Origin of the sequence: Propionivibrio sp., from assembly GCF_041441355.1 — a bacterium.
In the GTDB taxonomy this organism is placed as follows: Bacteria; Pseudomonadota; Gammaproteobacteria; order Burkholderiales; family Rhodocyclaceae; genus Propionivibrio.
The window spans coordinates 1-24,533 of record NZ_JASDTF010000042.1 but is presented as its reverse complement, the minus strand read 5'-3'; the positions used below and the strand labels follow the sequence as shown (position 1 = coordinate 24,533).

General features: G+C 67.4%; 20 protein-coding genes. 2 read left to right on the top strand and 18 right to left on the bottom strand.

Going from position 1 to position 24,533, the window contains the following annotated elements:
• Window positions 1-70: 70 nt before the first annotated feature.
• The 9 genes from QMB55_RS14230 to kdpF all read right to left on the bottom strand — a co-directional run bounded on the left by QMB55_RS14230 (window position 71) and on the right by kdpF (window position 11,972).
• Window positions 71-1,117 carry a quinone-dependent dihydroorotate dehydrogenase gene (locus tag QMB55_RS14230; protein WP_497589387.1) on the bottom strand — a complete coding sequence of 349 codons (1,047 nt, stop codon included), beginning with the start codon at window positions 1,115-1,117 and terminating at the stop codon, window positions 71-73.
• A gap of 267 nt (window positions 1,118-1,384) precedes the next feature.
• On the bottom strand, window positions 1,385-2,734 hold the full coding sequence (locus QMB55_RS14225; RefSeq protein WP_497589385.1) for a dicarboxylate/amino acid:cation symporter: 1,350 nt from the start codon (window positions 2,732-2,734) through the stop codon (window positions 1,385-1,387).
• Between the two features lie 182 nt (window positions 2,735-2,916).
• Window positions 2,917-3,612, bottom strand: coding sequence for a two-component system response regulator KdpE (kdpE, locus tag QMB55_RS14220; protein ID WP_497589384.1), 696 nt, complete (start codon window positions 3,610-3,612; stop codon window positions 2,917-2,919).
• Window positions 3,609-6,296: a DUF4118 domain-containing protein gene (locus tag QMB55_RS14215; RefSeq protein ID WP_497589383.1), complete on the bottom strand. Its 2,688-nt coding sequence runs from the start codon at window positions 6,294-6,296 to the stop codon at window positions 3,609-3,611. Before QMB55_RS14215 ends, kdpE begins: the two co-directional genes overlap by 4 nt.
• Window positions 6,297-6,305: 9 nt before the next feature.
• A complete protein-coding gene (corA, locus tag QMB55_RS14210; RefSeq protein WP_497589411.1) occupies window positions 6,306-7,271 on the bottom strand; it encodes a magnesium/cobalt transporter CorA in 966 nt (321 codons plus the stop codon).
• Window positions 7,272-7,377: 106 nt separating this feature from the next.
• On the bottom strand, window positions 7,378-7,971 hold the full coding sequence (kdpC, locus tag QMB55_RS14205) for a potassium-transporting ATPase subunit KdpC (RefSeq protein ID WP_497589382.1): 594 nt from the start codon (window positions 7,969-7,971) through the stop codon (window positions 7,378-7,380).
• A gap of 23 nt (window positions 7,972-7,994) precedes the next feature.
• On the bottom strand, window positions 7,995-10,091 hold the full coding sequence (gene kdpB / locus QMB55_RS14200) for a potassium-transporting ATPase subunit KdpB (RefSeq protein WP_497589381.1): 2,097 nt from the start codon (window positions 10,089-10,091) through the stop codon (window positions 7,995-7,997).
• 13 nt (window positions 10,092-10,104) lie between these two features.
• Window positions 10,105-11,883 (bottom strand): potassium-transporting ATPase subunit KdpA, encoded by a 1,779-nt coding sequence (gene kdpA / locus QMB55_RS14195; protein ID WP_497589380.1) that lies wholly within the window; start codon window positions 11,881-11,883, stop codon window positions 10,105-10,107.
• Entirely contained in the window at window positions 11,880-11,972 is a 93-nt protein-coding gene (gene kdpF / locus QMB55_RS14190) for a K(+)-transporting ATPase subunit F (RefSeq protein WP_497589379.1), read from the bottom strand. The genes kdpA and kdpF overlap by 4 nt, the downstream gene beginning before the upstream one ends.
• Before the next feature lie 340 nt (window positions 11,973-12,312).
• Here kdpF and QMB55_RS14185 point away from each other — a divergent pair, with 340 nt between their 5' ends.
• Window positions 12,313-12,672, top strand: a complete 360-nt coding sequence (locus tag QMB55_RS14185) for a PepSY domain-containing protein (RefSeq protein WP_497589378.1) — start codon at window positions 12,313-12,315, stop codon at window positions 12,670-12,672.
• A gap of 658 nt (window positions 12,673-13,330) precedes the next feature.
• Here QMB55_RS14185 and QMB55_RS14180 read toward each other — a convergent pair.
• The 7 genes from QMB55_RS14180 to QMB55_RS14150 form a co-directional block, all read right to left on the bottom strand.
• On the bottom strand, window positions 13,331-13,804 hold the full coding sequence (locus QMB55_RS14180) for a hypothetical protein (RefSeq protein WP_497589377.1): 474 nt from the start codon (window positions 13,802-13,804) through the stop codon (window positions 13,331-13,333).
• 43 nt (window positions 13,805-13,847) lie between these two features.
• A complete protein-coding gene (locus QMB55_RS14175) occupies window positions 13,848-14,423 on the bottom strand; it encodes a dienelactone hydrolase family protein (RefSeq protein ID WP_497589376.1) in 576 nt (191 codons plus the stop codon).
• A gap of 176 nt (window positions 14,424-14,599) precedes the next feature.
• Window positions 14,600-16,528, bottom strand: a complete 1,929-nt coding sequence (locus QMB55_RS14170; RefSeq protein ID WP_497589375.1) for a GNAT family N-acetyltransferase — start codon at window positions 16,526-16,528, stop codon at window positions 14,600-14,602.
• Between the two features lie 161 nt (window positions 16,529-16,689).
• A complete protein-coding gene (locus QMB55_RS14165; protein WP_497589374.1) occupies window positions 16,690-17,490 on the bottom strand; it encodes a hypothetical protein in 801 nt (266 codons plus the stop codon).
• 82 nt (window positions 17,491-17,572) lie between these two features.
• Window positions 17,573-18,322, bottom strand: coding sequence for an arginyltransferase (locus tag QMB55_RS14160; RefSeq protein WP_497589373.1), 750 nt, complete (start codon window positions 18,320-18,322; stop codon window positions 17,573-17,575).
• 13 nt (window positions 18,323-18,335) lie between these two features.
• Window positions 18,336-19,103, bottom strand: coding sequence for a leucyl/phenylalanyl-tRNA--protein transferase (gene aat, locus QMB55_RS14155; RefSeq protein WP_497589372.1), 768 nt, complete (start codon window positions 19,101-19,103; stop codon window positions 18,336-18,338).
• A complete protein-coding gene (locus QMB55_RS14150; RefSeq protein ID WP_497589371.1) occupies window positions 19,100-20,266 on the bottom strand; it encodes an ABC transporter ATP-binding protein in 1,167 nt (388 codons plus the stop codon). The genes aat and QMB55_RS14150 overlap by 4 nt, the downstream gene beginning before the upstream one ends.
• A 98-nt stretch (window positions 20,267-20,364) precedes the next feature.
• Here QMB55_RS14150 and QMB55_RS14145 point away from each other — a divergent pair, with 98 nt between their 5' ends.
• On the top strand, window positions 20,365-22,035 hold the full coding sequence (locus tag QMB55_RS14145; protein WP_497589370.1) for an ABC transporter permease: 1,671 nt from the start codon (window positions 20,365-20,367) through the stop codon (window positions 22,033-22,035).
• Window positions 22,036-22,438: 403 nt separating this feature from the next.
• On the opposite strand, the gene QMB55_RS14140 is transcribed toward QMB55_RS14145, so the two are convergent.
• Window positions 22,439-23,536: an NADH:flavin oxidoreductase/NADH oxidase gene (locus QMB55_RS14140; protein WP_497589410.1), complete on the bottom strand. Its 1,098-nt coding sequence runs from the start codon at window positions 23,534-23,536 to the stop codon at window positions 22,439-22,441.
• A gap of 77 nt (window positions 23,537-23,613) precedes the next feature.
• Window positions 23,614-24,315 carry a type 1 glutamine amidotransferase domain-containing protein gene (locus QMB55_RS14135; protein WP_497589369.1) on the bottom strand — a complete coding sequence of 234 codons (702 nt, stop codon included), beginning with the start codon at window positions 24,313-24,315 and terminating at the stop codon, window positions 23,614-23,616.
• Between the last annotated feature and the right edge of the window lie 218 nt (window positions 24,316-24,533).

Below are 24,533 nucleotides of genomic sequence, written 5' to 3'. Positions count from 1 at the left end.
CGTGGGCCGCAGAGCTGCGGGATTATCCGCCTTTGCCGCAGGGCATTCAACCCTGCGCAAAGCAGCAGTATTAGCCTGGAGCGTCCTGGCGTCGGGCGCGCAGCGCGGCGGCGCACTCGCCGACGAGGTCGGGGCCGCGATAGATGAAGCCCGTGTAGAGCTGCACCAGTTGGGCGCCGGCCTCGATCTTGGCGACGGCATCGGCGCCCTTCATGATGCCGCCGACACCGATGATCGGGACTTCGCCGGCCAGCGCGGCGGCGAGCTTGCGCTGCACGGCCGTCGAGGACTCCAGCAACGGTCGGCCCGAGAGGCCGCCGGTTTCCTCGGCGTGTGGCAGGCCGGACACGGCGTCGCGCGCGAGCGTGGTGTTGGTGGCGATGACCGCATCGATCCGGTGCTGGCGTAACAAATTGGCGATCGCCTGGATCTGCTCGTCGTCGAGGTCGGGCGCGATCTTGAGCGCCAGCGGCACGTATTTTCCGTGCTGGTCGGCGAGGCGCTGGTGTTCGGCCTTGAGGCGGCCGAGCAGGTCGTCGAGCGCGGCGTCGTTCTGCAACTCGCGCAGGTTCTTGGTGTTCGGGCTGGAGATGTTGACCGCGATGTAGCTGGCCGCGGTGTAGACGCGGTCGAGGCAGGTCAGGTAGTCGTCGGCGGCCTTTTCGATCGGGGTGTCGAAATTCTTGCCGATGTTGATGCCGAGGATGCCGCCGCGCTGCGCGAACTGCGAAGCTTTGACGTTGGCGAGCATCGCCTCGACCCCGTCGTTGTTAAAGCCCATGCGGTTGATCAGCGCTTCGCGTTCGGGGATGCGGAACATGCGCGGCTTGGGGTTGCCCGGCTGCGGGCGCGGGGTGACCGTGCCGATCTCGATGGCGCCGAAGCCGAGGGCGGCGAGGGCGTCGATGTACTGGCCGTTTTTATCCAGTCCGGCGGCCAGCCCCACGGGATTGGGGAAGGTGAGGCCCATGACCTGGACCGGATCGGCCGCCGGTTGCTTGGCCAGCAGGCAGGCGATCCCCGCGTGGTTGAGTTTGGCGATGCTCGACATGGCAAAGCCGTGGGCAATCTCGGGGTCGAGCGAGAAAAGCAGTTTTCGGGCGAGGGTGTACATCATAATCATATGATTATACACCGATTTCCACCCCCTCCGTCTAGCGCGGAATGAGAAAAAATCGCACACCGGCGAGGCCTCACGGTCGCGGGATGATGACCGTCATGCGCTGCCGGTGTGCGGCAAGACGTTCGTGCCGGGGCCTGCCCCAACACGAACTTGAAGGCCGAAGCGACGGGCGGAGGTGCCGCGCCGGCCGGTGTTGCCCGGAAGTGTCCGGTTGCGGGGCGGCCTGCGGGCCGCCCCAGATTCATACAGGTCGCTGAGGTCTCAGTGATGATCGACGACCGGCCGCGGCAGCGGCGGCATGATCGCCTCCTCGGCGTCGTTGAGCACGAGTTCGGGACGGTCGGCCTCGTCGGCGGTTTCGTCGTTGAGCACCGCGGTCAGGCGATCCATGTCGAGCGCGTTGCACCACTTGGCGACGACCAGTGTGGCGACGCTGTTGCCGATGAAATTGGTGATCGAGCGGGCTTCCGACATGAAGCGGTCGATGCCGAGGATCAGCGCCAGCCCGGCAACCGGGATCGCGCCACCCGAAGACAAGGTCGCGGCCAGGACGATGAAGCCGCCGCCGGCGACCGCTGCGGCACCCTTGGAGGTGAGCAGCAGGACGATCAGCAGGCCGATCTGCTGGCTGAGGTCGAGCGGGGTGTTGGTCGCCTGGGCGATGAAGATCGCCGCCATCGTCAGGTAGATCGAAGTGCCGTCGAGGTTGAACGAATACCCCGTGGGGACGACCATGCCGACCACCGACTTTTCGGCGCCGGCGTTTTCCATCTTGGCGATCAGGCGCGGCAAGGCCGATTCCGACGACGAGGTGCCGAGGACGATGAACAGCTCTTCCTTGATGTACTTGAGCAGCTTCCACAGGCTGAACCCGTGGAAGCGGGCGATGCTGCCCAGCACCAGGGCGACGAAGATGACGCAGGTGAGGTAGAACGAACCCATCAGGTGCGCGAGCTGGGCCAGGCTGCCGAGGCCGTGCTTGCCAATGGTGTAGGCGATCGCGCCGAAGGCGCCGATCGGAGCAACCTTCATGATGATGCCGATGATGCCGAAGAGGATGTGCGAGGTCTTCTCGATGAAATCAAAGACCGGCTTGCCGCGCTCGCCGAAGGCGTGCAGCGCATAGCCGAAGAGGATGGAGAAGAACAGCACCTGCAGGATGTCGCCCTTGGCGAAGGCGTCGACCACGCTGGTCGGGATGATGTTCATGATGAAGTCGGTGGTCGACACCATCTTGCCTGGCGCGGCGTACATCGCCACGCTCTTGCTGTCGAGCGTGCTGACGTCGACGTTCATCCCGGCGCCGGGCTTCCAGACGTTGACCACCACGAGGCCGATGATCAGCGCGAAGGTACTGACGATCTCGAAGTAGAGCAGGGCGTAGCCGCCGGTCTTGCCCACCTTCTTCATGTCCTTCATGCCGGCGATGCCGACGACGATGGTGCAGAAGATGATCGGGGCGATGATCATCTTGATCAGCTTGATGAAGCCGTCGCCGAGTGGCTTCATCGCGGCGCCGGTCTCGGGGTAGTAATGCCCGAGGACGACGCCGATGGCGATGGCGACGAGGACCTGGAAGTAAAGGCTTTTGAATAGCGACTGCTTGACCATGCTGCGCTCCCTGAGTGGTGAATGTCCCTGCGGTCCTTGGCGGACTCTGTTGGGAACACATTACGCACCGGGGGAAGGGGCTTCCATTGTGGGAAACCACAGCCTGAACAAGGGTATTTCGGCAACGGAGGGCGCGACGGTGCCGGTCGCCCGGCGCTGTCTGAACGCCTGCCGACAGCCGCTCAGGCGCCGACGAAACGGTAGCCGATGCCGGCTTCAGTCTTGAGGTGGCGCGGGCGGGCCGGGTCGGCTTCGAGCTTTTTGCGCAGGTTGGCCATATGCACGCGCACGTAGTGCGTGTCTTCGCTGTGCCCGGGGCCCCACACGGCCTGGAGCAGCTGGCGGTGGGTGAGGACGCGGTCGGGCTGGGCGAGCAGGCTGGTGAGCAGGCGGTATTCGATCGGCGTCAGATGCACCGGGACGCCGGAGCGTTCGACGCTGCGCCGGGCCAGATCGACGCGCACTTCGCCGAACTGCGCCACGGCTTCGCCACTGACCGCCGGGCGAGCCAGGCGGCGAAGCTGGGCGCGCACGCGGGCGAGCAGTTCGCCCGCGCCGAAGGGTTTGACGAGGTAATCGTCGGCGCCGGCGTCGAGGGCGGCGATCTTGTCCGCTTCGCTGCTGCGTGCAGAGAGCACGATCACCGGCACGGCCGACCAGCCGCGCAGGTCGCGGATGAAGTCGACGCCGTCGCCGTCGGGCAGGCCGAGGTCGAGGACGACGAGTTCGGGGCGGCGGGTGCCGGCTTCGATCAGCGCCCGCTTGACGGTGTCGGCCTCATAGGTTTCGAAGCCTTCGTTTTCGAGGGCCAGGCGCAGGAAGCGGCGGATGTCGGCCTCGTCCTCGACGATCAGGAGGCGGATGCGGGCGTCACTCATGCGGGCGGGGTTCCTTCCTCGGGCGGTGTGCCGTCGTCGCGCGGCGGTTCGCCGCGCGGCAGGGTCAGGGTGAAGCGTGCGCCGCCGTCCGCGCGCGTTTCGCCGCGGATGCCGCCGCCATGCGCCTGCATGATCGCCCGGCTGATGGCGAGGCCCAGGCCGACGCCGGGCGTCGCGCTTTCCCGGCGGCCGCGTTCGAACTTCTCGAAGATCGCCTCCTCGCGTCCCGGCGGCAGGCCGGGGCCGTGGTCGTCGACCCACAGGCGGACGACGCCGGGTTCGGCCTGCGCCTCGATCTCGATGGCGCTGCCGGGCGGCGTGTATTTGCCGACGTTCTCAAGCAGGTTGACGAGCACGCGCTCGATCAGCGCGGCGTCGACCTCGAGCAGCGGCAGGTCGCCCGGCAGGCGGACCTGCAGCGCGCGCCCCTCGAGCGCGTCGGCGCAGGCCGCGAGTGCGCTGCCGACGACCTCTTCGAGTGGCAGCCACTGACGGTTGATGTGCACGTTGCCCGATTCGAGGCGCGCCATGTCGAGCACGTTGCCGACCAGTGCGCTCATCCGTAGCGCCGAGGCGCGCATCGCATCGATCAGTTCCTGCTGTTCGCCGCTGGGCGGCGGCCGGGTCAGCGCCACGCTGTCGGCGAGGCCGACGAGCGCGGCAAGCGGCGTGCGCAGGTCATGCGAGATGGCCGACAGCAGCGAGTTGCGCAGGCGTTCGGATTCCATCTGCACCAGCGTCGTGCGCGCCACTTCGAGGTAGTGGATGCGTTCGATGGCAATCGCCAGCAGCGAGGCGCAGGTGTCGAGCACCCGCCGTTCCTCGAGGTTGATCGGCTGGCCGGGGCGCGGCTCGACGGCCAGCACGCCGCGCAGGCGCATCGTCGTTTTCAGCGGCAGCACCAGGCAGCGGCTGGCGGGCAGGGTATCGGTGCCGTGCCCGGCCGGCTCGCCGCGCTCGAAGGCCCAGCGGGCGACGCCGAGGTCGGCGTCGGTGCTCGCGCCGGGCAGGACTTGCAGGCGCTCGTCGAGGTCGGCGACGAGCAGCGCCGACTTGAGCCCGAACTCGCTTTCCAGGAAGCGCGCGCCGACTTCCGCCACCTGTTCGCTGACCAGCGTTGCCGAGAGGTCGCGCGACATCGCGTACAGGCCGCTCATCCGCCGTTCGCGCGCGGTGACCGCGGCAACCTGGACCTTGAGCCCGGCCATCAGCTGGCCGACGACCAGGGCGACGACGAACATGACGGTGAAGGTGATCAGGTACTGCACGTCGCTGACCGCGAAGGAAAAGCGCGGCGCGACGAAGAAGAAATCGAACATCCCGACCCCGACCAGCGCGGCGAAGACCGCCGGTCCGCGCCCCCAGCGCAGCGCGACGCCGACCACGGCGAGCAGGAAGAGCATGACGATGTTGCTCAGCTCGAAGACTTCGGCGAGCGGGGAGGCGACGAGGGCCGTGGCGGCGCAGACGGCGAAGGCGTAGACGTAGCTGTTGAGCGCATCGCCGAGCGCCGCCGGTGGGCGCGCCAGGGACGACGGGCGCGGCGGCGTGGCGGCGAGCGGAACGCGCAGCAGCTCGAGGTCCTCGGCCTGCGCCTCGATGGCGTCGGCCACGCGGCGGCGCCAGGGGCTGCGCAGGCGGCGTCCGGAGCGGCCGACGACGAGGCGCGGGAGGTTGTGCTCGCGGGCATAGGCGATGAGCGCCGCGGCGGTGTCGGGCGCGGTCAGCGTGGCCGTCGTGGCGCCGAGCTCCTGTGCCAGCTTGAGTGCCCGTTCGCCGTCTTCGCGCGGTGGCGCGCCCGGCGCTTCGACATGGACGGCGTGCCAGGGCACGTCGAGCTGGGCGGCGAGGCGGGCGGCGCTGCGCACCACCTTTTCGCTGCGCCGGTCAGGGCCGATGCAGGCCAGCAGGGCCTCGCGCGTCGGCCAGACGGGCGCCTGCGCAGTGGCGATTTCGCGGCGGTAGGCCTGCATCTCGCCGTCGACCCGGTTGGCGGTGCGGCGCAGCGTCAGTTCGCGCAAGGCCAGCAGGTTGCCCTTGCGGAAGAAATTGCGTGCCGCGACCTTGGCCTGCTGCGGGATGTAGACCTTGCCCTGTTGCAGGCGCTGGATCAGTTCGTCGGGCGGCAGGTCGACGACGACCACCTCGTCGGCCTGGTCGAAGATGCGGTCGGGGACGGTTTCCCAGACGCGAATGCCGGCGATGCCGCTGACGATGTCGTTGAGCGTTTCAAGGTGCTGGACGTTGATCGTGGTGCAGACGTCGATGCCGGCCGCGAGCAGTTCTTCCACGTCCTGCCAGCGTTTGGGGTGGCGCGAGCCGGGGGCGTTGCTGTGCGCCAGTTCGTCGACCAGGATGAGCTGCGGCCGGCGTGCCAGCGCGCCGTCGAGGTCGAATTCGCGCAACGTGTGGCCGCGGTGGGCGATTTCCCGGAGCGGCAGGCGCTCCAGGCCGTCGGCCATGACCTCGGTTTCGGTCCGTCCGTGCGTTTCGACCACGCCGATGACGACGTCCTGGCCGGCGAGGAGCTGCTGGCGCGCCACGCCGAGCATGGCGTAGGTTTTTCCGACGCCGGCCGAGGCACCGAAGAAAATCTTCAGTTTGCCGCGCGTGGCGCGCGCCGCTGCGGCGTTGACCCGGTCGAGAAGCTTGTCGGGGTCGGGGCGTAGGTCGCCGTCGTGCATGCGGAGGCCTTAGAGCCAGCCGGCGCGCTTGAAGCGCCAGTAGAGGAAACCGCTGACCGAGGCGATCGCCGTCAGCGCGAAGGGATAGCCGTACTCCCAGTCGAGCTCGGGCATGGCCTTGAAGTTCATGCCCCAGATGCCGGCCAGCGCAGTGGCCGCGGCAAAGATCCCGGCCCAGGCGGCGAGGCGCTTGTTCACTTCGTTCTCTTCGATGGTGACCATCGACAGGTTGACCTGGATCGCCGTGCCAATGGTGTCGCGGATGGTGTCGAGCGAGGTGTTGATGCGCGTCAGGTGGTCGAGCACGTCGCGCAGGTATTCGCGGCAGCCCGTGGTGATCGCCGGACTCCAGGCGCCGATCAGGCGGCCGATCGCCTCCATGAGCGGTGCCACCGCATGCTTGATGACAGTGACCTTGCGCTTGAGGTCGTAGAGGCGTTCGATATTAGCGCGCGCGCCGCCCTTGGCGAAGATACGGCCTTCGATTTCCTCGAGTTCGGACTCGAGCGCGTCGATGATCGGGAAGTAGCGGTCGACCACGGCGTCCATCAGTGCGTAGAACACGAAGCCCGCCCCCTGCTGGAGTAGATGGGCCTCGTGCTCGCAGCGCTCGCGCACGGCGTGGAAATTCTGTTCGGCGTGGCTGCGTACCGAGAGGACGAAGTTCTTTCCGACGAAGATGCTCACCTCGCCCTTGCGCAGTTCGCCCGCTACGTAGTCGAGCAGGTGCAGCACGGCGAACAGCGAGTCGTCGTAGCCTTCGATCTTCGGACGCTGATGGCCGTGCCGGGCGTCTTCGACTGCCAGTTCGTGCAGGCCGAACTCTTCCTGCATCTGGTCGAGTTCGTGCGGCGTCGCGTCGCGCAAGGCGACCCAGACGAAACAATCGGGTTTGGCGATGTAATCGCTGATGTCCTCGACCGGGATTTCGGACATCCGCTTGCCGTTGCCGTAGGCGACGCAGTTGATCAGCACCTGGTATTCCTCGTGATCGTTGGAGACGGCGCCGGGGCCAGGGCCGGTGCCGTGTGAGGCGGGTATTTTGTCACGATCGGGATGCCCAGTGCGTGCTTCGGGCATTTCAGGGGCGCAAGGCGTCGAGCGCCAGGTTGAGCGTCAGCACGTTCACCCGCGCATCGCCGAAGAGGCCGAACTGCGGTTCGCTGCGGTGCTGGGCAACGAGGGCGCGCACGTCCTCCGGATCGAGGCCGCGGGCGCGGGCGACGCGCGCGATCTGGTACTCGGCCGCAGCCGGGCTGAGGTGCGGGTCGAGGCCGCTGCCCGAGGCGGTGACGAGATCGACCGGGATCGGCGCCGTGTTGTCCGGGTCGGCGGCGCGCAGCGCTGCGATGCGCGCCTTGACGGCGTCGGCCAGCGCCGGGTTGAGCGGCCCCTGGTTGGAGCCGCCCGACGCGGCGCCGTTGTAGGGCTGCGGCCCGGTCGCCGAGGGGCGGCCCCAGAAGTGGCCGGGGTCGGTGAAGTGCTGGCCGACCAGCGTCGAGCCGACGAGCTTGCCGTCGCGCTCGATCAGGCTGCCGGCGGCCTCGGCGGGGAAGGTGGCTTGCGCGATGCCGTTTACCGCGTAGGGGTAGGCGAGGCCGGTGACGACGGTGAGCAGGGCGAAGACCGAGACGGCCGGGCGCAGTTGCGAAGTGAGGGTGGAAAGCATGGACATGCGGTTCTCCGAAATCCGATGGGTCAGGCCAGGCCGAGGCCGGCGAGGAGCGGGCCGACGACAAGGTCGATGAGCTTGATGCCGACGAAGGGCACCAGCAGACCGCCGAGGCCGTAGACCAGAAGGTTCTGACGCAGCAAGGTGGCAGCGCCGAGCGGCCGGTAGGCGACGCCCTTGAGCGCCAGCGGGATGAGGAAGACGATGACGAGGGCGTTGAAGATCACCGCCGAGAGGATCGCCGAATGCGGGCTGGCGAGCCCCATCACGTTGAGCGCCGAAAGCTGCGGGTAGGTGCCGACGAAGGCCGCCGGGACGATGGCGAAGTACTTGGCGATGTCGTTGGCGATCGAGAAGGTGGTCAGCGAACCGCGCGTCATCAGCATCTGCTTGCCGGTCTCGACGACCTCGATCAACTTGGTCGGGTTGGAGTCGAGGTCAACCATGTTGCCGGCTTCCTTGGCCGCCTGGGTGCCGCTGTTCATCGCCACTGCGACGTCGGCCTGGGCGAGTGCCGGGGCGTCGTTGGTGCCGTCGCCGGTCATTGCCACTAGGCGGCCTTGCGCCTGATGTTCGCGGATCAGCTTGAGCTTGGCTTCGGGCGTTGCTTCGGCGAGGAAGTCGTCGACCCCGGCCTCGGCGGCGATGGCGGCGGCGGTCAGGCGGTTGTCGCCGGTGACCATCACCGTCTTGATCCCCATGCGGCGCAACTGGGCGAAGCGTTCCTTGATCCCGCCCTTGACGATGTCTTTGAGTTCGACGACGCCGAGCACGCGCTGGCCGTCGACGACCACCAGCGGGGTGCTGCCGCGCCGTGCGACGTCGTCGACCGCGCGCTCGACGGCGAGCGGGAATTCGCCGCCCAGTTTGACGACGTGGGCGCGCACGGCCTCGGCGGCGCCTTTGCGGATGATCCGTCCTTCCGGAAGGTCGACGCCGCTCATCCGCGTTTGCGCAGTGAAGTGCACGAAGTGCGCGCCGAGCGCGGCGACGTCGCGCTCGCGCAACTGGAAGCGTTGCTTGGCGAGAACGACGATGCTGCGCCCTTCCGGCGTTTCGTCGGCGAGCGAGGCGAGCTGCGCCGCGTCGGCGAGTTCGGCCTCGCTGACCCCGTCGGCAGGCAGGAAGGTGCTGGCCTGGCGGTTGCCGAGGGTGATGGTGCCGGTCTTGTCGAGCAGCAATACGTCGACGTCGCCGGCGGCCTCGACCGCGCGTCCGGAGGTGGCGATGACGTTGGCCTGCATCATGCGGCTCATGCCGGCGACGCCGACGGCCGAGAGCAGGCCGGCGATGGTCGTCGGGATCAGGCAGACGAGCAGGGCGACGAGCACGGTGATGCTCACCGGCGTGCCCGCTTGCGCCACCTCGACGCTGAACTGCGAGAAAGGCAGCAGGGTGGCGGTGACGATCAGGAAGACGAGGGTCAGCGCGACGAGCAGGATGGTCAGCGCGATTTCGTTCGGCGTTTTCTGGCGCTTGGCGTTCTCGACCATGGCGATCATGCGGTCGACGAAAGTCTCGCCCGGATTGACGGTGACGCGCATCACGACCCAGTCGGAGAGGACGCGCGTCCCGCCGGTGACGGCCGAGAAGTCGCCGCCCGACTCGCGGATCACCGGCGCCGATTCGCCGGTGATGGCGCTTTCGTCGACCGAGGCGACGCCTTCGATGACTTCGCCGTCGGCCGGGATGAAGTCGCCGGCCTGGACGAGAACCACGTCGCCTTGGCGCAGATCGTTGGCGGGCTTGAGGTGCCATTTGGCGTCGTGGCGCGCGGCGTCCAGCTGCTTGGCCCAGGTTTCACGCTTCAGGCCGCGCAGCGCGGCGGCCTGCGCCTTGCTGCGGCCTTCGGCGAGCGCCTCGGCGAAGTTGGCGAAGAGGACGGTGAACCACAACCAGAGCGCGATGGCGAGGATGAAGCCGGCCCCGTCCTCGCCCCGGCCGGTGAGGCTGGGGAGGAAGGCGGCCTGCAGCCAGAGCAGGGTGGTGAGCACGCTGCCGACATAGACGACGAACATCACCGGGTTGCGCCACTGGATGGCCGGGTTGAGTTTGCGCCAGGCGTCGGCAAACGCCGGCACGGCGAGCGCAGGGTCGAAGAGGGTAAAGGTTTGACGTGACATGAGTGTTCTCCCGTTAGCGCGCGCTGACCAGCATCAGGTGTTCGACGATGGGGCCGAGCGCCAGCGCCGGGACGTAGTTGAGCAGGCCGACCAGCAGGACGACGCCGATCAGCAGGGTGACGAAGAGCAGGCCGTGCGTGGGCAGCGTGCCCGAGGTGACGGCGATGCGTTTCTTGGCGGCGAGCGCGCCGGCCATGGCCAGCACCGGAACGATGACGCCGAAGCGGCCGAACCACATCGCCAGGCCGATCATCACGTTGTAGAACGGGGTGTTGGCGGAGAGGCCGGCGAAGGCGCTGCCGTTGTTATTGGCGCCCGAGGTGAAGGCGTAGAGGATTTCCGAGAGCCCGTGCGCGCCGGGGTTGGCGATGCCGGCGCGGCCGACGTCGAACGAGACGGCGATGGCGGTGCCGACGAGGACCAGGGTGGGCGTGACGAGGATGATGAGGGCGCTCATCTTCATCTCGAAGGCCTCGATCTTCTTGCCGAGATATTCCGGCGTGCGCCCGATCATCAGTCCGGCGACGAAGACGGCGAGGATGGCGAAGACGAGCATGCCGTAGAGGCCGGAACCGACGCCGCCGAACACGACTTCGCCGAGTTGCATCAGGACGAGCGGCACCATGCCGCCGAGCGGGGTGTAGGAGTCGTGCATGCTGTTGACCGCGCCGCACGAGGCCGCCGTGGTTACCGCTGCGAAAAGGCCGGTGTCGGCGATGCCGAAGCGCACTTCCTTGCCTTCCATATTGCCGCCCGCAGCATCGACGCCGAGGGCGTGCAGCAGCGGGTTGCCCTGCTGCTCGAAGCTGATGACGGCGACCGTGGCGACGACGAAGATGGCCGTCATCGCGGCGAGCACGGCCCAGCCCTGACGGGCGTCGCCGACCATGCGCCCGAAGGTGAAGCACAGCGCGCAGGGGATCAGGAAGATCGCCAGCATTTGCGAGAAATTGGACAGCGGCGTCGGGTTTTCATACGGGTGCGCCGAGTTGGCGTTGAAGAAACCGCCGCCGTTGGTGCCCAGGAGCTTGATCGCCTCCTGCGAGGCGAGCGGCCCCATCGGCAGCGTCTGTTCCTGCGTCGTCGCCGCTTCGGTCAGGACCTGCCCGGCGGCGTCCTTGAGCGGCTGGCCGGCGGCATCGAGGCGTGGTGTTTCGTAGGTGGTGGCTTCGATCGTGGTCGCCGTTTTGAACGCGTCGAAGTTCTGGATCGCACCCTGGCTGGTGAGGAAGAGGGCGTAGGCGATCGAGAGCGGCAACAGCACGTAAAGCGTGATGCGGGTGAGGTCGACCCAGGCGTTGCCGAGGGTCTGCGCGCTATGCCGGGCGAAGCCGCGGATCAGGGCGACGACGACGGCGATGCCGGTCGCCGCCGAGAGGAAATTCTGCACCGCCAGGGTGAGCATCTGGGTCAGGTGGCTCATCGTCGATTCGCCGCCGTAGCCTTGCCAGTTGGTGTTGGTGACGAAGCTGATCGCGGTGTTGAACGCCGAGTCGGGCGAGACCGCGCCGAAGCCCTGTGGGTTGAGCGGCAGCACGCCTTGCAGGCGCTGCACGGCGTAGGTGAACACGAGGCCGAGGACGTTGAAGAGGACGATGGCCACGGCGTATTTGCGCCAGCCCATCGCCTCGTCGGCGCGCACGCCGCAGAGCCGGTAGAGCGGCGCTTCGAGGCGCCGCGCCCAGGCATAGTCGCCGTCGACGACGCGGGCGATGTAGGCGCCGAGCGGGCGGCCGGCGGCGAGCAGGACGCCGAGAAAGACGGCGAGCAGGATCCAGGCGTGGGCGGTCATGAGAAACGCTCCGGGGTGATCAGGGCAACGAGGAGATAGACGAACAGCAGCGCGGCGACGAGGCCGCCGAGGATGACGAACGGGTCCATCTTCAACCCTTCAGCCGGGCGCAGCCGGCGATCAGAACGAACACCAGGGCGACGATGGCCCCGATGCCGAGACAGTAATAAAGGTCCATTGCGGACTCCATGCGGTGTGACGAGGACTGCATTTTCGAAAAGTGCGCGTCAAGTCGGTGCCAAGAGTTGGCGTTGCCGCATCAAGAAAACATCAAGAACCGCGCGGGGCCGCGCCGTGTGAACACCGTAGGCCGTAGCGAGGACGAATCAAGCGGTGGCGTTCAGGTCAGGTTCAGGCGCGGGAGGGCATAAAGACGGTGCCGGGCGCGTGGTGTCCGGTTCGACTTTACGTTTGCAGAAAGGAATCACGATGAAAACGAAACCAGTGCGCCTGCCGGCGCTGGCCTGTGCCCCGCTGGTCTGTGCCCTTTTCCTGGCCGCGGGTCTGGCGATGCCCGTTGCGGCGGCCGAGCCGCGAGCGCCCGAGCAGCGAGGGCCTGAGGCGGTCTTGAAAGCCGTCGACGCGGGCGAAATCCTGCCGCTGAAAACCGTGCTCGGGCGGATCGAGGGTGAGGCCTCCGGGGTGGTGGTCGATGCCGAACTCGAACGCAGGGGCGGCGCCTGGTTCTACGAGATCGAGATCGTCCAGGCGGGCGCGGTGAAGCTCAAGCTCAAGGTCGACGCCCGCGACGGGCGGATCGTCGAGCGCCGTACCAAGCCTGCCCGCTGATGTTCTTGACGGGGCCGGCGGGCGCACCGGGATCATCGTTGAGCGGTTCAGCTTGGATTCTGATTGGATTCAGCTCCGGGGCGTACGGTTGAGTGGTCGTGGTTGCCGTGATTGAGGGCGCCTTTCGCACTGAACTTGAATGGACGCCGACGAGGGCTCCGTGCGAAGGGATGGTTTTTTTTGAGGATGAAAGGAGAAAGCAATGAAACTGAATCGAGTGTGGATGCGAAGCGCGGGGGTATTGGTCCTGGGCGTGGCCTTGGCGGCTCCGGTTTTTGCGTTCGGGCATTGGAGCGCCAGCGAGCATGATTGGTCGAAATGGACCCACATGATGCGCACCAAGAGTCACCACCAAGGGGGCGCGCAAGCGGCTGCCGCGGCTGCGGCCCCGGCAGGAGAGGGTGGCGCGTCGACGGCCAATGCGAGCGAGAATGCCGCGCAAGCCTCGGCGCACCTTCATCAAGGCCACGGTGCTTCCGACGGCTGCCGGTGAAGGGCTTGACCATCGCCCAGTGGCAGTCTCTCAAGTGATGGTGCGCCGTCGTAAGACGTGGAAGGTCAGACGTACGGGACTGCGCGCGTGCGGGGCGTCGCGCCGTTGGCGCCGGCGCGCGTTCCGCCGCGGCGGCCCTGAGGGGCGCGCCGCGTGGCGGCACATTCAACGGATCAGGGTGTAGAGGCTGTCGTTGGGCGAGGTCTTTTGCGCGTGGATGGAAAAGGTCACGCTGCCGGGCTCGGAGCGACCCTGGATGAAACGCAGGGCGATGGAGCGGCTGTAGGTCTCGGCGTCCGCCTGCGTTTGCCATTCGTAGACGCCCTGGAATAAGCCGGTGGCGTCGTCGACGCACCAGTATTTCGAGCGGAAGCCACGGAAGCCGAGCATCGGGATCATCGGCAGCAAGGAGAAGGTGCGGTTGAGCCAGGGCGGCATCCGCCGGGGCCGGAAGCGGACGATGAACGTCGTTTCCGGCGGGGGCGGCGCGTCGATCTCGACGCGCCGGAAAATCCGGAAGTCGCGCCCGTCGGACATGCGCAGGCGGGCGCCGACAGGGGCGGCATCAAAACGGCAGGCCGGCGAGAACAGCAGGCGCAGGCCTTCGATCAGGCAGCGCAACACGGACGAACTTTGCATGGCAACTCCTCGGTCAAGGACGGATGCGGCGAAGGTCTGCGGCTCATGGCGAGGCATACGGCGGCCTGCGCAAGGCGTCGATCCGTTGGCGCAGGCGCTCGACCTCCGCCGCCGCGAGCGCCGGCTGGAAGTGCGGCGAGGCGGGGTTCATGAAGCCGTGCGTGGTGTCGGGGACGACCGAGCAGGCGGAAACGCGGTCGCGCAGTTCGGCGGCCAAGGCCTGCGGGTCGAAGCTCGCCTCGCGGGCGGCGAAAACCAGTTCGGTCGGGCAGCGCGGAACGAGCGCCCGCTGCTCGCGGATGCGCGAGCCGTAATAGAGCACCGCTTGGCTGGCGCGCGAACAGTCCGCGCTGGCGAGGTAGTGCCACAGGCTGGTGGCGCCGACGCTCAAGCCGATGAGAAAGGCCGCTTCATTCGCTACGGCGCGGGCGATCGTTTCGGCATAGCGGCGCAGCCCGTCCTGGGCGTGAAAGGCTTGCGCCGCCTCGGCTTCGCTGGCGTAAGGGCAGCCTTCGCCGTCCCAGGGCGAGAGGAAAACGAGGTCGTCGCCGAGCGGCGCGAAGCACTGGCGCAGGGCCGGGCTGAGGCCCAGGATGTCGGCGGCGATGAAAATGCGCATGGAAAGGGGATGGGGGGGCATGGACGGGAGTGATGCGATCAGCATTGTCGCGCAAATCCGGCCGGCGGGCGTACGGTAGGCGAAGCGTGGGCAAATCGGCAGCGAAATGGTCGCGGATTAGTCGGCGCTGCGCCGGCGTCGATCTGGGGGGGGCAGGGCGCCTTCGGGCCGTCGGTTCAGGCCGGCGGCACGTCGGGCAGGAAATCGTCGCTGCGTCTGGCCTGCGCGGCCTGCGTCCAGCGCATCGGGATGTCGGTGAGTCCTTCGTGTTCGCGTCGTTCGCCGTCGGGCAGGAAGCCCCAGCGCCGGTAGATGGCGAGCGCGTAGGGCGAGGCGTTGACGGTGATCTCCGCGATGTCGCCGCTGTCGTCCGCGGCCGTCGCGGCGCGCACGTGCGCCCACAGGCGGCTGGCATAACCCCGGCCGTGTTCGGATTCGGCGACGAAGAGGTGGTGGATGTGGGTGTGCGCGGGCGCATGCCGGCGGATGCCGACGACGCCGACCAGGCGCCCGTCGATTTCGCCGACGTGGTAGCGGTAGCCGCGCTCGAGGTAGCGCCGGATCGCCGCCGGGGTCATCGTCGAGAGCAGCTGCTGGCGCGCTTCGGCGTCGCAGTCGGCGGCCATGAAGCGGGCCGCGAGGTCGCTGATCAGGGTGCTGATCGCCGCCGCGTCTTCGTGTCCGGCGGCGCGCAGGCGCAGTTCGGGGAGCGCCGGTGCTGCGCTGCGCCCGCGCGACGGGGCGGGCTGCGGCACGGTGCCCCGGAACGACCGCTGGATGCGGCTTGCAGGCCCGCCGCAGGGCGCATCCAGCGGGGCTTGCGCGAGGGTGGTCTGGGCGCCGGGCGCGTCGGCCTTGGCCGGGGGGGGCGCGAGGGTATGGGCGGCGTCCTTCCCGGCACTCGCGCCGGGCCGTGGCTTGGGTGCGGCGTCGACAACGCCCGGCCCGACGATGACGCCGAGCACGAGCAGCAGCGCAAGCCGGCGCTGGACGTCGAGCAGCCGGGAAAAGAGTGCCGCCGGCCCGGCACCTTGCAGCACCTGCGCCAGGCCCAGCGTCGCCGCCCAGGCGGCGAGCAGGCCGGCGGCGGCCGGCAGCGGCTGGCCGGGCCAGAGCCGTTCGACGACAACGCCGAAGAGCATGATCAACGGATAGTGGATGAGGAAGACCCAGTACGAGATCCGGCTCAATCCGGCGCAGCATGCCTGAAGGCGCGGACCGAAGGGGCAGCGGGCGCGCGCGCCCCAGAGCAGCAGCGCGGCGGTGAGCAGCGAAACGAGCGGGCGTTCGCGCCAGTCGACGGCCAGCGCCAGGGCGTAGAGCAGGAGCAGGGCGAGCAGCGTGGTCACCCCGGCGCGGTTGGGGGCGGGGGCGGCGACCCAGGCGGCCCATTGCGCGGCGATGCCGAGGGCGTAGGCGGCGAAGAAATAGAGCGCCCAGGCTTCCAGCGCCGGGCTGCGGCTGGCCCAGAACAGCGACAGCGCGCCGAGGCCGAGCACCAGCGCGGCGCGGACGGGCGCCGGGCCGCAGCCCATCCGGCGCGCCAAGGCCTGCGCCAGCCACAGCAGGCCGAGCAGGAGGGTGAAGAGCTGCAGGTCGGCGACGACGTACCAGGCGCCGGTGGTCAGCGCCTCGGTGCCGGTGATGTCGTGGATCAGCAATAGATGGAAAAGCACTTGGCGAAACGTCGGGGCTGCCGGGGTGTCGGGGTCGGCGAGGACGGCGCGGGCGAGCGCGGCGCAGACGATGGCCAAGGCCAGGGCGACGAAGAATGGCGGGATGAGGCGGCGGTAGCGACGGCCGGCGAGTGTTGCCACGCGGCGCCCGTCCCACGCCGGCCCCGGCGCGTCGAGCTGCGGCGCCAGACTGCGCGCGGCAAGAAAGCCGCCGACGACGAGGAAGGCTTGCACCGCCATGCGCGCGTCGATGTAGAGCCAGTCGACGAGGGCCGGCGCATAGGGGCGCAGGGTTTTGACGAGCGGGCCGTAGGAAACGAAGTGGTGCCAGACGATCAGCTGCGCGGCCAAGGCCTTGACGAGGTCGACCGCCCACAGCGTCGCGGTCGGAGCGGCGGGCGGCGGAGCATCGTGCGGAGGGGCGGGCATGCGGAGGCGGGGCGCGAGGCGTGAGGCGTGAGGCGTCGAGGCATCGAGATGGAGGACGAGCCTCCATCCTAACCGTTCGGCATGAAAAATGGGCGCCTCGAAGGCGAGCTTGGTCGTCCGGGGGCGCGCGGGCGCGGGCCCCGTGCTGCGCGGGCGTGGGCTCAGAGCCGCTGGCGCAGGGCTTCCGCCAAGGGGTCGAGGACGCTGGCGTCGGACCAGTATTCGCCGTGGCTGGCGACGTTCCATGCGGAGAGCGCGCCGCCGGCGTTGACCGGATGGTCGTGGATCAGGTCGTAGCTCGGACCGAGCTGGCGCAAGGGCCAGCCGAGCACGTCGTCGCGGTCGTAGTAGTTGTCCCAGCGGAATTCGGCGTTGGGGGCGGCGAAGCAGACCCGTTCGGCGAGCCCGGCGACGAAGAGCGGAATGTTGCAGCCGGTGGTGACGAGCTGGACGCAGGTCTTGAGGCGGTGCAGGTCGGTGACGGGCTGGTGTTGGCGGTAGTCGGCGAAGGCCGGGTCGAAGAGGTTGCGTTCGTGCTGGGCGTCCCAGGCGTAGTTGGAGATCACCTGGCAACCGAGCGACTGGGCGATGATCACCACCGGCACGGCCGGCCCGCCGTCGGCGAGCGCGCGCGAGAGCGCGGCGAAGATTTCGGCCTGGGTGGCGAGGTAGGCGCGCTTGTCGCTTTTCAGGCTGTGCTCGAGCGAGCCGGCGTCGCCAAAGCCGTAGAGCAGGAACTGGCGCAGCTTGACGCCGTCGAGCGCGTTGTCGGGGCAGGCCATCATGGCGTCCCAGAGCGCGTCTTCCGGCGCCTGCAGGATGGGCGCGTACTGGACGTTCTGGAACGACACCGCACTCCAGGCGTCACCCAGGCGATCCTTCAGCCCGACTTCGAGTTCGGCGAAATACGACGGCTTGATCTTGCCCATGCCGTGCAGGGTGATCAGGGCGACTTTGCGCATGCGGCCTCCTTGTTTTTGGGGTGGGGAAAACCTCCGGGGATGCGATTTGATTCGGATGTCAGCGCTGGGGCGGGCGTTGCGCTCACCCCACCGTCGGGTCGTTCGGGTCGAACTCGCGCCACTGGCCGTCGATGTAGCCTTCGATCGGGCGGAAGTCGGCTTTGTAGGCCATCTTGCGGCTCGCGCGGATCCAGTAGCCGAGGTAGAGGTAGGGGAGACCGTTGGCGATGCACTGGGCGATCTGCCAGAGGATGCCGTAGGTGCCGTAGCCAGCGTGCGGCCGGTCGGGGTCGTAGAAGGTGTAGACCGAGGAGAGGCCGTCGGAGACGACGTCGATCAGGCTGACCATGCGCAGGACGCCGTCTTCGCGGAATTCGACCAGCCGGCTGTCGATCCGGCTTTGCAGGATGAAGTGGGCGTACTGGTCGCGGTCGTCGAGGTCCATGCCGCCGCCGGCGTGGCGTCTTTCCTGGTAGCGCAGGTAAAGGGCGTAGTGCTCGTCGTCGTCGACCAGCGGGAACTGGCGCGCGCGCAGGCCGGCATTGCGCTTGAGGCCGCGGCGCTGGCTGCGGCTGGGGGCGAAGCGTTCAACGGGCAGGCGCACCGGCACGCAGGCGCGGCAATCCGGGCATTCAGGCCGGTAGGTGAACACGCCGCTGCGGCGGAAACCCTGGTGCAGCAACTGGCCGTAGATTTCACCGTCGATCAGGTGGGTGGGGGTGGCGACGAGGGAGACCGCCTGCCGCTCGGCGAGGTAGCTGCACGGGTAGGCGGCGGTGTTGTAGAAATGAAGCAGCGAGAGCGGGAGTTCGGAGTCGTTGAGCAGCGCCATCGCATCCTCCGGCTCAGGTCAGGGCGGCTTCGTTTTCGTTCAGGGCGAGGGGCTCGGCCTCGATGCCGCCCCAGGGCTGCTGCGCGCCCGCCTCTGGCCAGCGGCCGGAGCGCTTTGAAGCGCCGGGCGCGGCGCACAGCGTGCGCAGGCGGGCGAGAAAATCCTCGCGCGGGATTTCACGCGCGCCGAGCGAAGCGAGGTGCGGCGTGCTCATCTGGCAGTCGATCAGCCCGTAGTCGTGCTGGCGCAGATAGCGGCCGAGGTGGGCGAGGGCGATCTTCGAGGCGTCGGTGCGGTGCGCGAACATCGATTCTCCGTAGAACATGCGGCCGATGGCGAGGCCGTAGAGGCCGCCGACGAGTTGGCCGTCGACCCAGGTTTCGACCGAGTGGGCGTAGCCGAGTTCGTGCAGGGCGAGGTAGGCGGCGCGCATCTCGCGCGTGATCCAGGTGCCCGACTGGCCGGGGCGCGGGGTGCTGGCGCAGGACTGGATGACGGCGGCGAAGGCGCTGTCGAGGCGCACTTCGTAGTCGCCCTGTTGCAGGCGGCGGCGCAGCGAGCGGGTGATGCGCAGTTCGCCGGGGACGAGCGCCATGCGCGGGTCGGGGCTCCACCAGAGGATGGGTTCGCCGGGCGAGAACCAGGGGAAGATGCCGTTGCGGTAGGCGGCGAGGAGGCGTTGCGGGGAAAGGTCGGCGCCGGCGCAGAGCAGGCCGTTGGGGTCGCGCAGCGCCTGCTCGACCGGCGGGAAGTCGTCGTGCGGATCGAGCCAGGGGATCATCGTTCGGGCGCGCCCGGCGGGCAGCCGGGGCGGCGGAAGGCGACGACGTGGTCGACGTCGGGGCGGATGCCGATCGCTTCGCCGACGGCATGGTTGTGGTGCGAGGGCACCAGCGAGAGGATTTCGGCGCCGCTCGCCAGCCGCAGGGTGTAGAGGAATTCGGCGCCGCGGAAGGCGCGCTGGCGGACTTCGGCGCGCAAGGCGCTGGCGTCGTCGTGCACGATGTCGTCGGGGCGCAGCAGCACTTCGATGTGGCAGCCGCGGCCGCAGCTGGCGCAGCCTTGCCGGCATTCGAGCGGCAGGTGCGAGACGAGGCGGCCGATCTCGACGTCGACGGTGTGGCCGTCGATCACCGTGCCAGGCAGGAAGGCGCCCTGGCCGACGAAGTCGGCGACGAAGCGGTTGGCCGGCTGGTGGTAGAGGTCGTAGGGTGCGGCCCATTGCTGGATGCGGCCGGCGTGCATGATGCCGATCTCGTCGGCCAGGGCGAAGGCTTCGTTCTGGTCGTGGGTGACGAGAATGGCGGTGGTGCCTTCCTGCTTGAGGATGGCGCGCACTTCGAGCGCGAGGCGTTCGCGCAGGTCAACGTCGAGGTTGGAGAAGGGCTCGTCGAGCAGGAGGAGCTGCGGCCGGGGCGCCAGCGCGCGGGCGAGCGCGACGCGTTGCTGCTGGCCGCCGGAGAGTTCGTGCGGGTATTTCTCGCCGCAGCCGGCGAGGCCGACGGTGGCGAGCAGGGCGCTGACCCGCGCCGCGCGTTCGGCGGCGGATTTGGCAGAGGATCGGGCGGCGATGCCAAAAGCGATGTTGCCGGCGACCGTGAGGTGCGGGAAGAGCGCGTAATCCTGGAAGACCATGCCGATCTGGCGCGCCTCGGGCGGCAGGCGGAAGCCGGCGTCGGTGACGCGCTGCCCGCCGAGGCGGATTTCGCCGGCGGCGATCGGTTCAAAGCCGGCGATGCAGCGCAAGAGCGTGGTCTTGCCGCAGCCCGAGGGGCCGAGCAGGCAGGCGATCTGGCCGCGCGCGACGGAAAAATCGACGCCGTCGACAACGGTGTGCGTGCCGTAACGCTGGACGATGCCGCTCAGTTCGAGGAGCGGGGCGCCGGGGGCGTGGCTGGCCTTGGGTTTTAATTCGGCGGCGGGAATGTTTACGTGGGTTTCCATGTCTCTGGGCGGTGTGCCTTGTGCGGTGCCGGCCCCGTGTCTTGCGCCACGGAAGCCTGCGCTGCCCCATTATAATTCGCATTTACCCGCTCACCGCCATGCCTCGCCTGCCCGTGTTCCGCATTCATCCCTTGCTCGCCGTTTCGCTGCTCCTCGCCGCGCTCGTCGCCCTGCCGGTCGGCAGCGTGTTGTTCAACGTCGTTCAGGGCGGCTCGGAGGGGACCGGCGCGGTGTGGGCGCACCTCGCGTCCACCGTGCTGCCCGACTACCTGGCGAGCACTTTCTGGCTGTGCCTGGGCGTGGCCTGCGGCACCATCGTCGTCGGCGTCACCACCGCCTGGCTCACGGCGATGCACGACTTTCCCGGGCGGCGTTTCTTCGAGTGGGGGCTGGTGCTGCCGCTGGCCGTGCCGGCCTACGTGCTGGCTTACGTGTATACCGATTTCTTGCAGTTCGCCGGTCCGCTGCAAAGCGCGCTGCGCGAGACCTTCGGCTGGCGGCGCGGCGACTACTGGTTCCCCGAGGTGCGCAGCGTTGGCGGCGCGGTGGCGATGTTCGTCTTCGTCCTCTACCCCTACGTCTACCTGCTCGCCCGCACGGCTTTCCTGGAGCGCGCCAGCGGCATGCTGGAGGCCGCGCGGACATTGGGCTGCGGGCCGTGGGCCAGCTTCTTCCGTGTCTCGCTGCCGCTGGCCCGGCCGGCGGTCGCCGCCGGCACGGCGCTGGCGCTGATGGAAACGCTGGCCGACTACGGCACCGTCTCGTATTTCGGCGTGCAGACCTTCACCACCGGCATCTACCGCGCCTGGTTCTCGCTCGGCGACCGTGTCGCCGCCGCGCAACTCGCCGCCGGCCTGCTCGGCATCGTGGTCTTGCTCCTGGCGCTCGAACGCTTGAGCCGCGGGCGGGCGCGCTTTCATAACACCACCGGGCGCAACCGCCCGGCGCCGGGGCGCGAGCTCAAAGGCGGCGCGGCGCTGCTCGCCACGTTGGCCTGCGCGCTGCCGCTCTGCTTCGGCTTTGCCCTGCCTGGTGGCCTGCTGCTGCGCCTCGCGCTCGCCGAGGGCGACGCGCAGTTCGGCGCGCATTTCGTCCGCCTCGCCGGCAACAGCGTCGTCCTCGCCGGGCTGACCGCGCTCTTGGCCGTCGCCCTGGCGCTGCTCGTCGCCTACGCCGTGCGCCAGGCGCAGGCCGCGCGCGGCCGCTCGGCGCGCCTTGCGGCGGCGCTGCAACGGCTGGTGGGCCTCGGCTACGCGGTGCCGGGGTCGGTGATCGCCGTCGGCGTGCTGATCCCCGTCACCCGCCTCGACCACGCGCTGATCGCCGCCGCGCAGGCGTGGTTCGGCGTCAATCCCGGCCTCATGCTCACCGGCGGCATCGCCGCGCTGATCTACGCGTATTTGGTGCGCTTTCTTGCCGTTGCGCTCAACGCCGTTGGCGAGAGCCTGGCCAAGATCACCGCCAGCATGGACGAAGCCGCGCGCAGCCTGGGCTGCGGCCAGGGCGGGGCGCTGCGCCGGGTGCATCTGCCGATCCTGCGCGGCAGCCTGCTCACCGCCGGCCTCCTGGTCTTCGTCGACGTGATGAAGGAACTGCCGGCGACCTTGGTGATGCGCCCCTTCAACTTCGACACCCTCGCCACCCAGGCCTACACCCTCGCCGCCGACGAACGCCTCGCCGAAGCCTCCACCGCCTCGCTCGCCATCGTCGCCGTCGGCCTCCTGCCGCTCATCGCGCTTTCAAGACAGATCGCCAAGCGGCGGCGCTGAGGGCGTTGATTTAAGGGGGCTCTGCAAGGCGCATCTGGATGCGCCTTGCGGGCATGTTGCCGCTGGGAAGACCTCTGGATGCGGCTTGCAGGGCGGCTTTAAAAACGCCCCGCTCGCAACCTTTACCCTCGGTGCTGGCTGCCCGGCGGATAGGGTTCAGGTTTGACCGAAATTCGTGGTCCCAATTGTTCTGCTGATGAAAGAGAAACGGGCAAGCGATTCGCTTGCCCGTTTTGTTTGGTCATTTGGGTGGCGACTATCGACCCATTGCTGTCATTACTCACCTTCAAGTTTGAACGTCGGCTTACAGTCGCAAACCGGTCGCCTAAAAGTTCTTGGCAAATCAATTCGAGGGAACTGGCGATCACGTTCCCCCGGTGAAAATACACAACTGAAACGGCTATCAAGCTACGCTGTAACGCTCCAGCCAGTGAGCGTACGGCGCCGGCAAGACCCATGAAGGTTTATCAACGCCGAGAACCTTGGCCGCGTGGTAAGCCCAATGCGGATTGGCTAAGTGGGCGCGGCCAATCATGACTAGGTCCATCTGCTTGTCTGCAACAACACGCTCTGCAGCTGTCGGTACGTCGATGCCCCACGAGGAAGCAACCGGCAATCCGGTCGCGTAACGTACCCTGTCAGCGATAGGAGCGAGGAAAGCGGGCGCCCAAGGAATGTTGGCGGTCGGCGTCGAGAACCCCATGCTGACGCTCAGCATATCCAGTCCAGCCTTGCGGAAGGCAATGGATAGCTCAATCGCTTCGGACAATGTTTCTTCGTCACGACCATCAAACTCGATAACGCCAAAGCGTGCGGTCAACGGCAAATGCTCGGGCCATACTTCGCGAACGGCAGCCAGAGTTTCCAGCAGGAAACGGCTACGTCCGGCGTAGTCACCGCCGTATTGGTCGGTTCGCTGATTGGCATGTACAGAGAAGAAGCTTTGAGCCAGATAGCCGTGAGCAAAGTGCAACTCCAGCCACTCAAAGCCGGCATCGCGAGCCCTCCGTGCCGCCGCAACGAAATCTGCACGGACACGTGCAATATCCTCAAGGGTCATCGCCTTGGGCACTTTGGGTAGATTGGCACCGAAGGCCACAGCCGAAGGGGAAATGGTACTCCAACCCCTCGGGTCTCCATCGGCAATATGGTCATCGCCCTCCCACGGCAAATTGGCGGAAGCTTTACGGCCAGCGTGGCCAATCTGAATGCCGGGAATAGAACCGCCCGCCTTGATCGCGGCAACTACCTTGGTCAATTCGGCTGCTTGTTCGTCATTCCACAAGCCAAGGCAAGCCGGCGTAATACGCCCCTCGGGAGCAACGCCAGTAGCCTCGACAATAACCAATCCTGCCCCACCGCGAGCCAGACTAGCGTAATGAACCCGATGCCAATCATTTACCACTCCATCCACAGCGCTGTATTGGCACATGGGTGGAATGGCGATGCGGTTGCGCAGGGTGACGTCTTTGAGGGCAAATGGGGAAAACAATGCGGACATAGTGTTACTCATCCTTTCGTTGGACTATGTGAACCAATCGGGAGATGCTACCAAACGAACATGGTGGAGAAAGGGCTTTAGGGAGCATCCTTAATCGCCTGCAAAACCAAGCGAGCAACTTCAGCCGACGAGGCTGGATTCTGGCCAGTAACCAGCTTCCCATCGCGAATTGCAAAAGTTTGGAAGTCGGGACCGGATTCATATTTTGCGCCCAAGTCACGGACACGGGTTTCCAGCAGGAAGGGCACCATGCCAGTCAGCCCCGCAGCCGCTTCCTCGCTATTGGTAAAGGCAGCGACGCGTCGGCCAGCGACCAACGGCTGACCGGAAGCATCCTTGGCATTCACCAAACCTGCGGGTCCATGGCATACCGCCGAGATAACCTTGCCGTCAGCCCAGGCATTTGTCAGCAACTTTGCCAGGCTGTTACTCGTCGGCAAATCCCACATGGTGCCATGTCCACCAGGAAGAAAGACTGCTGCGTAGCCCTTGGGCGAGATGCCCTCAACCTTTATCGAGGTCTCAATTTTTTGCATTGCGGCGGGGTCTTTGAGGAATCGCTCAACGCTGGGCGGGTTCTTACCTGCTATTTCCAGGGAATGCGGGTCAATTGGAATCTTGCCGCCCGCGATGGAAGCAATATCGACCTGTACGCCCGCATCGACGAAGACATAGTAAGGCGTGGTCAGCTCTTCCAACCACACGCCGGTGGGCCGAGGGTCGTCTCCCATGGTTGCCTGGGAAGTAAGAATCATCAAGATTTTAAGGGTGGTGCTCATGGACATACCTCAGTCGATTAGGAATTCGGTCGCCTCAACCTGCTTTCAGGTGGGCGATACGTGACATCAATTGGTTTGGAGATTTCGAGCGGCCTTGATTAAGCCTTCCAGCCAGTCCTGATGGCCGTTAATCATCGGATTCGGCCTCGCCTGGGCAAGTGTCTGGATCGTGTCCCGGGACGTGGTGTAAGAAGCGTCAGCAGAAGCGGTCAGCGGGT

What these genes read in the sequence shown, in the direction of transcription:
- QMB55_RS14230 (WP_497589387.1), bottom strand. Translation starts at nt 1,117, where the DNA reads ATGATGTACACCCTCGCCCGAAAACTGCTTTTCTCGCTCGACCCCGAG.
- QMB55_RS14225 (WP_497589385.1), bottom strand. Translation starts at nt 2,734, where the DNA reads ATGGTCAAGCAGTCGCTATTCAAAAGCCTTTACTTCCAGGTCCTCGTC.
- kdpE (WP_497589384.1), bottom strand. Translation starts at nt 3,612, where the DNA reads ATGAGTGACGCCCGCATCCGCCTCCTGATCGTCGAGGACGAGGCCGAC.
- QMB55_RS14215 (WP_497589383.1), bottom strand. Translation starts at nt 6,296, where the DNA reads ATGCACGACGGCGACCTACGCCCCGACCCCGACAAGCTTCTCGACCGG.
- kdpC (WP_497589382.1), bottom strand. Translation starts at nt 7,971, where the DNA reads ATGTCCATGCTTTCCACCCTCACTTCGCAACTGCGCCCGGCCGTCTCG.
- kdpB (WP_497589381.1), bottom strand. Translation starts at nt 10,091, where the DNA reads ATGTCACGTCAAACCTTTACCCTCTTCGACCCTGCGCTCGCCGTGCCG.
- kdpA (WP_497589380.1), bottom strand. Translation starts at nt 11,883, where the DNA reads ATGACCGCCCACGCCTGGATCCTGCTCGCCGTCTTTCTCGGCGTCCTG.
- kdpF (WP_497589379.1), bottom strand. Translation starts at nt 11,972, where the DNA reads ATGGACCCGTTCGTCATCCTCGGCGGCCTCGTCGCCGCGCTGCTGTTC.
- QMB55_RS14185 (WP_497589378.1), top strand. Translation starts at nt 12,313, where the DNA reads ATGAAAACGAAACCAGTGCGCCTGCCGGCGCTGGCCTGTGCCCCGCTG.
- QMB55_RS14180 (WP_497589377.1), bottom strand. Translation starts at nt 13,804, where the DNA reads ATGCAAAGTTCGTCCGTGTTGCGCTGCCTGATCGAAGGCCTGCGCCTG.
- QMB55_RS14175 (WP_497589376.1), bottom strand. Translation starts at nt 14,423, where the DNA reads ATGCGCATTTTCATCGCCGCCGACATCCTGGGCCTCAGCCCGGCCCTG.
- QMB55_RS14170 (WP_497589375.1), bottom strand. Translation starts at nt 16,528, where the DNA reads ATGCCCGCCCCTCCGCACGATGCTCCGCCGCCCGCCGCTCCGACCGCG.
- QMB55_RS14165 (WP_497589374.1), bottom strand. Translation starts at nt 17,490, where the DNA reads ATGCGCAAAGTCGCCCTGATCACCCTGCACGGCATGGGCAAGATCAAG.
- QMB55_RS14160 (WP_497589373.1), bottom strand. Translation starts at nt 18,322, where the DNA reads ATGGCGCTGCTCAACGACTCCGAACTCCCGCTCTCGCTGCTTCATTTC.
- aat (WP_497589372.1), bottom strand. Translation starts at nt 19,103, where the DNA reads ATGATCCCCTGGCTCGATCCGCACGACGACTTCCCGCCGGTCGAGCAG.
- QMB55_RS14150 (WP_497589371.1), bottom strand. Translation starts at nt 20,266, where the DNA reads ATGGAAACCCACGTAAACATTCCCGCCGCCGAATTAAAACCCAAGGCC.
- QMB55_RS14145 (WP_497589370.1), top strand. Translation starts at nt 20,365, where the DNA reads ATGCCTCGCCTGCCCGTGTTCCGCATTCATCCCTTGCTCGCCGTTTCG.
- QMB55_RS14140 (WP_497589410.1), bottom strand. Translation starts at nt 23,536, where the DNA reads ATGTCCGCATTGTTTTCCCCATTTGCCCTCAAAGACGTCACCCTGCGC.
- QMB55_RS14135 (WP_497589369.1), bottom strand. Translation starts at nt 24,315, where the DNA reads ATGAGCACCACCCTTAAAATCTTGATGATTCTTACTTCCCAGGCAACC.